Source organism: Vibrio sp. 10N.222.52.C12 (assembly GCF_041474215.1).
Classification (GTDB): domain Bacteria; phylum Pseudomonadota; class Gammaproteobacteria; order Enterobacterales; family Vibrionaceae; genus Vibrio; species Vibrio crassostreae_C.
The window spans coordinates 1-4,293 of the sequence record NZ_JBFRTR010000183.1 but is presented as its reverse complement, the minus strand read 5'-3'; the positions used below and the strand labels follow the sequence as shown (position 1 = coordinate 4,293).

Annotated in this window: 3 protein-coding genes; all 3 read left to right on the top strand. The window is 44.5% G+C overall.

Annotation, left to right across the window (positions count from 1 at the left end):
* Positions 1-22: 22 nt before the first annotated feature.
* The 3 genes from htpG to hemH all read left to right on the top strand — a co-directional run bounded on the left by htpG (position 23) and on the right by hemH (position 4,200).
* The gene (htpG, locus tag AB4623_RS23350; protein WP_017062201.1) at positions 23-1,927 is read left to right on the top strand and encodes a molecular chaperone HtpG; all 1,905 of its coding nucleotides are present in this window, start codon (positions 23-25) and stop codon (positions 1,925-1,927) included.
* A gap of 388 nt (positions 1,928-2,315) precedes the next feature.
* Complete coding sequence (gene adk, locus AB4623_RS23345; RefSeq protein ID WP_017062200.1) at positions 2,316-2,960, top strand: adenylate kinase; 645 nt, start codon at positions 2,316-2,318, stop codon at positions 2,958-2,960.
* A gap of 277 nt (positions 2,961-3,237) precedes the next feature.
* Positions 3,238-4,200: a ferrochelatase gene (hemH, locus tag AB4623_RS23340; RefSeq protein WP_372147452.1), complete on the top strand. Its 963-nt coding sequence runs from the start codon at positions 3,238-3,240 to the stop codon at positions 4,198-4,200.
* Positions 4,201-4,293 lie beyond the last annotated feature (93 nt).

Genomic DNA, 4,293 nt, shown 5'->3' with positions numbered 1-4,293 from the left:
GTATAGATGTTTTGGAGTAAAAATGAGCGAAACGGCAACGCAAAATAAAGAGACTCGTGGCTTTCAATCTGAAGTAAAACAACTACTTCATCTAATGATTCACTCACTGTATTCAAATAAAGAAATCTTTCTACGTGAGCTGATCTCTAACGCATCTGACGCGGCTGATAAGCTCCGTTTTCAAGCTCTATCGAACGGTGACCTTTACCAAGGTGATGCCGATCTAGGTGTAAAACTTTCATTCAACGCGGAAGCTAACACGTTAACGATTTCTGATAACGGTATCGGCATGAGCCGCGACAACGTTATTGAGCATTTAGGTACGATTGCTAAGTCAGGCACTGCAGACTTTTTCTCAAAGCTGTCTGAAGACCAAAGCAAAGACTCTCAACTGATTGGTCAATTTGGTGTGGGTTTCTATTCTGCATTCATCGTCGCAGACGCGGTAACGGTTCGCACACGTGCAGCTGGCCTGCCGAACAATGAAGCTGTTCAGTGGCACTCTGCAGGTGAAGGTGATTACACAATCGAAGACATCACTAAAGAGTCTCGTGGTACTGACATCGTTCTGCACATGCGTGAAGACGGTAAAGAGTTCTTAAATGAGTGGCGTCTGCGTGAAGTGATTGGTAAATATTCTGACCACATCGGCATTCCTGTTTCTATCTTCACAGCAGTGAAAGATGACGAAGGTAAAGACACCGAAGAGAAACATTGGGAACAGATCAACAAGGCGCAAGCACTTTGGACTCGTAACAAGTCTGATATCGAGAAAGAAGAGTACCAAGAGTTTTACAAACACGTATCTCACGACTTTGCTGATCCACTAACCTGGAGCCACAACAAGGTTGAAGGTAAGAACGATTACACAAGTCTGCTTTACATCCCAGCGAAAGCACCTTGGGACATGATGAACCGTGACCACAAGAGTGGCTTGAAACTTTACGTGCAGCGTGTATTCATCATGGATGACGCAGAGCAGTTCATGCCATCTTACATGCGTTTCGTTCGTGGCTTGATTGACTCAAACGATCTGCCATTGAACGTGTCTCGTGAAATCCTGCAAGACAACAAGGTAACTCAGTCTCTTCGTGGCGCATGTACCAAGCGTGTACTGACTATGCTTGAGCGCATGGCGAAGAATGACAATGATAAGTACCTAGAGTTTTGGAAAGAGTTCGGCCTAGTATTGAAAGAAGGCCCGGCTGAAGATATGGCGAACAAAGAGAAGATCGCTGGTCTACTTCGTTTCTCGTCAACGGAAGTGGATTCTGCTGAACAAACCATCAGCCTAGAATCTTACGTTGAGCGCATGAAAGAAGGCCAAGATAAGATTTACTACCTGACAGCAGATAGCTACGCTGCCGCTAAGAACAGCCCACACTTGGAGCAGTTCAAAGCTAAAGGTATTGAAGTGGTTCTAATGTACGATCGTATTGATGAGTACGTAATGAACTACCTGACTGACTTCGACGGTAAACAGTTCCAATCGATCACTAAAGCAGGCTTAGACCTAAGCAAGTTTGAAGGTGAAGAAGAGAAAGAGAAGCAAAAAGAGACAGAAGAAGAGTTCAAATCTGTTGTAGAGCGCACTCAATCTTACCTAGGTGGTCGTGTTAAAGAAGTTCGTACGACCTTCAAGCTAGCAACAACACCTGCGGTTGTTGTGACTGACGACTTCGAAATGGGCACGCAAATGGCGAAGCTTCTTGAAGCTGCGGGTCAAGCGGCACCGGAAGTGAAGTACATCTTCGAGATTAACCCTGAGCACGCACTGGTTAAACAGATGGCTGACGAAGCAGACGAGCAAGCGTTTGGTCGTTGGGTTGAGTTGCTACTTGGTCAAGCGATGCTGGCTGAAAAGGGCTCAATGGAAGATCCGTCACAATTCTTGGGTGCAATCAACGAGCTACTAACAAAGCGTTAGTCTTTCGACTTTAGGTTAAGCCAACAATTACAATAAAAAGCTCGCAAATGCGGGCTTTTTTTATGAACGTCGTTGAAAATTGACCTAACGTGGTCAACGTCACCGTTATCGTCACAACAAATGTTGTCGATGCATTCTTTAGTCGTAAATTCAGCCAAATTGAATATTAATGTGATAGAATGCTCGACCTAATCAGCTGGGGCTAAGAAGCGACTATCTCCAGTTGTATGATTTTTAAACGTTATACCGAAACTTACCGTTTTGCTTCTGTTCACAGTTTTGCTTAGCCTCAATGGTTACTTAACGCTTTCTGTTCATCCTAAAAATGAGCAAGAATGGAGGGATAGTGAGCTTCGGTATAAATCATAATTTTATAAGAGGATTAAACATGCGCATCATTCTTCTAGGTGCTCCTGGCGCGGGTAAAGGTACTCAAGCTAACTTCATCATGAACAAATTTGGTATCCCTCAAATTTCAACTGGTGACATGCTACGTGCTGCTATCAAAGCGGGTACTGAGCTTGGTAAGCAAGCAAAATCAGTAATCGACGCTGGTCAGCTAGTTTCTGATGAAATTATCCTTGGTCTTATCAAAGAGCGTATCGCTCAAGATGACTGTGAGAAAGGTTTCCTACTAGACGGTTTCCCACGCACAATCCCACAAGCTGATGGCCTAAAAGAAATGGGCATCGCTGTTGATTACGTTGTTGAATTTGACGTAGCTGACGATGTGATTGTTGAGCGTATGGCTGGTCGTCGTGCTCACCTTCCTTCTGGTCGTACATACCACACTGTGTACAATCCGCCTAAAGAAGAAGGTAAAGATGACGTAACGGGTGAAGACCTAGTGGTACGTGATGACGACAAAGAAGAAACAGTTCGTGCACGTCTAGGTGTATACCACGATCAAACAGCTCCGCTTATCTCTTACTACGGTAAAGAAGCTGAAGCAGGCAACACTCAGTACCTTAAGTTTGATGGTACTAAGCAAGTTGCTGAAGTTAGTGCAGAACTTGAGAAAGCACTAGCATAATTGGCTAACAGCCAGTTTTAGAATTTGATATATTGGAAGCGACCTTAAGGGTCGCTTTTTTTGTTTCAATTTTTAGTACGATACCAATCTAGATAATTTGATTGCACATGATTCAGAACGGTTCAGACCCGATGGCAGTGGCTAGCAATTGAGAGTGGATGTTGTGTATCTCATATGAAGAGTGATTATTCAGACTTTCATTGAGGCGCAATGATCTTAAACTTATGCAGATTAGTATATTACTTTCCAGAAAATCACATATTGGTCTCAGGTATCTATGGAAAATAATAAAAAGCAGGGCGTTTTACTGGTGAACTTAGGAACGCCAGATGCGGCGACCCCCGCTGGCGTTCGTCGATTTTTGAGTGAATTCTTACACGACAAGCGAGTTGTAAACCTAACGCGTTGGCTTTGGTGTCCTATATTACATGGCGTGATTTTACCGATTCGCTCGCCTAAAGTTGCTAAGCTGTATCAGTCTGTCTGGATGGATGAGGGCTCACCACTGCTTGTGTACTCTCAAAGACAAGCTGAAAAGCTCCAGAAAAAACTAGAGATGCCTGTTGCACTGGGTATGACCTATGGCAACCCAAGCCTAAAGACTGGTGTTGAGCAACTGATGGAGCAGGGCGTTGAGGACATCATCGTACTGCCTTTATATCCGCAGTACTCTGGTACAACCACAGCGGCGGTTTCTGATGGTTTAACCAAAGCCTTTAAGCAGATGCCAGTTATCCCGAGCTATCGCTTTATTCGCGACTACTACGCGCACCCAAGCTATGCCAAAGCATTGGCTGAAAGCGTCCGCAGTCATTGGGATAAAAATGGCAGAGCCGATCATTTAGTGTGTTCTTTCCACGGTATTCCGAAGCGACTGGCTGATGAAGGCGATATCTACCCTCAGCATTGTGAAGCGACAACAAAGCTGCTTGCGGCAGAGTTAGGTTTGTCAGCGGACGATATCACAATGACATACCAATCGCGATTTGGTCGAGAAGAGTGGTTGAAGCCATACACTGACGAGACACTTGAATCACTGCCGAGTAAAGGCATCAAGAAGATCGACATTATGGCACCTGCCTTTTCGGTTGACTGTTTGGAAACGTTGGAAGAGATTTCAGACCAGTGTAAAGAGACTTTCATTGACGCTGGTGGTTCGGACTTTAGCTACATTATGTGTCTGAACGACAGAGATTCGCACATCGATATGATGGCAGAGTTAGTGGCGCTGTATCGCTAACAGATGCTGAGCCTTGATTATGACTTATCGTTAGCATTAAGGCGCATAATACAAATAACAAAAGGGCTGCTCATTGAGCAGCCCTTTTTGATC